Origin of the sequence: Stieleria mannarensis, assembly GCF_014154935.1 — a bacterium.
GTDB classification, from domain to species: domain Bacteria; phylum Planctomycetota; class Planctomycetia; order Pirellulales; family Pirellulaceae; genus Stieleria; species Stieleria mannarensis.
On sequence record NZ_JACEHH010000124.1, the window covers coordinates 1 to 1,990 of the forward strand.

At 54.0% G+C, this 1,990-nt stretch carries 1 protein-coding gene and 1 rRNA gene; one reads left to right on the forward strand and one right to left on the reverse strand.

What is annotated here, in order from left to right; all coding sequences use genetic code 11:
- The coding region (locus H1B37_RS33530) for a hypothetical protein (RefSeq protein ID WP_220498489.1) at positions 1-220 on the reverse strand (220 nt) is incomplete at its 3' end.
- A gap of 4 nt (positions 221-224) precedes the next feature.
- On the opposite strand from H1B37_RS33530, the gene H1B37_RS32615 reads away from it, so the two are divergent.
- A 16S ribosomal RNA gene (locus tag H1B37_RS32615) occupies positions 225-1,756 on the forward strand.
- Positions 1,757-1,990: the final 234 nt, after the last annotated feature.

A 1,990-nucleotide genomic window follows, 5' to 3' on the forward strand; every position in this document is an offset into this window, starting at 1 on the left:
AACCGATCATTGACAATTTGGTGGTGAAACTTCTGTTGAGTTCAGCAGTTGCGAGATCGCTTTGCTGTGAGAACGTTTGATGGGCTTCCAGCCTGTCATGCACGCTCACGGCAACAAAATGGCGAATCGCTGGGCCGCGTAACCGAGCGGCCCGGAGCAGAATTGAACTTTCGGTTTTAACTTTGATTTTCCCGAGTGACTTCGGTTGCTCGTGATGCAATACAAAATTGAAGGGTTTGATCCTGGCTCAGAATGAACGTTGGCGGCGTGGATTAGGCATGCAAGTCGTGCGAGAAGAATTTTTTGCTTGCATTAAATTCGGACAGCGGCGAAAGGGAGAGTAACGTGTGGTTACATGCCCAGGGGTCCAGGATAGCGTCGGGAAACTGGCGGTAATACTGGATGATATCTTCGGATCAAAGGTGAGATTCCGCCCTTGGATTGGACCGCATACTATTAGCTTGTTGGTGAGGTAATGGCTCACCAAGGCAGCGATGGTTACCGGGTGTGAGAGCATGGCCCGGCTCACTGGGACTGAGACACTGCCCAGACACCTACGGGTGGCTGCAGTCGAGAATCTTCGGCAATGGACGAAAGTCTGACCGAGCGACGCCGCGTGCGGGATGAAGGCCCTCGGGTTGTAAACCGCTGTCAGTTGGAAGGAAGGACCTGTGCAGAGCAGGTCTTGACCGATCTTCAGAGGAAGGACGGGCTAAGTTCGTGCCAGCAGCCGCGGTAAGACGAACCGTCCAAACGTTATTCGGTATCACTGGGCTTAAAGCGTGCGTAGGCGGCTTGGTAGGTGTGATGTGAAAGCCCACGGCTCAACCGTGGAATTGCGTCGCAAACCCCCAAGCTTGAGGAAGACAGGGGTGTTGGGAACTTATGGTGGAGCGGTGAAATGCGTTGATATCATAGGGAACACCGGTGGCGAAGGCGCAACACTGGGTCTTTACTGACGCTGAGGCACGAAAGCTAGGGTAGCGAACGGGATTAGATACCCCGGTAGTCCTAGCCGTAAACGATGAACACTGGGTTGAGGGGACTTCCACATCCTCTCGGCCGTAGCGAAAGCGTTAAGTGTTCCGCCTGGGGAGTATGGTCGCAAGGCTGAAACTCAAAGGAATTGACGGGGGCTCACACAAGCGGTGGAGGATGTGGCTTAATTCGAGGATACGCGAAGAACCTTATCCTAGATTTGACATGCTTGAGAGTCTCTATGAAAGTAGAGAGTGCCCTTCGGGGAGCTCTTGCACAGGTGCTGCATGGCTGTCGTCAGCTCGTGTCGTGAGATGTCGGGTTAAGTCCCTTAACGAGCGAAACCCTTATCTCTAGTTGCCAGCGGGTAATGCCGGGGACTCTAGAGAGACTGCCGGTGTCAAACCGGAGGAAGGTGGGGATGACGTCAAGTCCTCATGGCCTTTATGTCTAGGGCTGCACACGTCCTACAATGGTACGGACAAATGGACGCTAAGCCGCGAGGTGGAGCAAATCCCAAAAACCGTGCCTCAGTTCGGATTGCAGGCTGCAACTCGCCTGCATGAAGCCGGAATCGCTAGTAATCGTAGGTCAGCATACTACGGTGAATGTGTTCCTGAGCCTTGTACACACCGCCCGTCAAGCCACGAAAGTTGGGAGGGCCCGAAGTCGCTGAGCGAACAGTTTACTGACGCAGGCGCCGAAGGTCAGCTCGACGATTGGGACTAAGTCGTAACAAGGTAGCCGTAGGGGAACCTGCGGCTGGATCACCTCCTTTCTAAGGATTCTTAGAAATAGGTTCTCAACCGGTGACGGTTGGAATCGAATCCGTGGAAGTGGTCTCGCAGGTGTCTTTCGAGACACAACGACTCAACAGAGAATCGCAAGATTCATTTCACCACCAAAAAATCACGAAAGCCCGCTTCGGACTGTCGCCAGCCGAAGCGGGTTTTTTCGTGCGCCCGCTTCGCGGGGAGTTGGGAGTTGGGAGTTGGGAGTTGGGAGTTGGGAG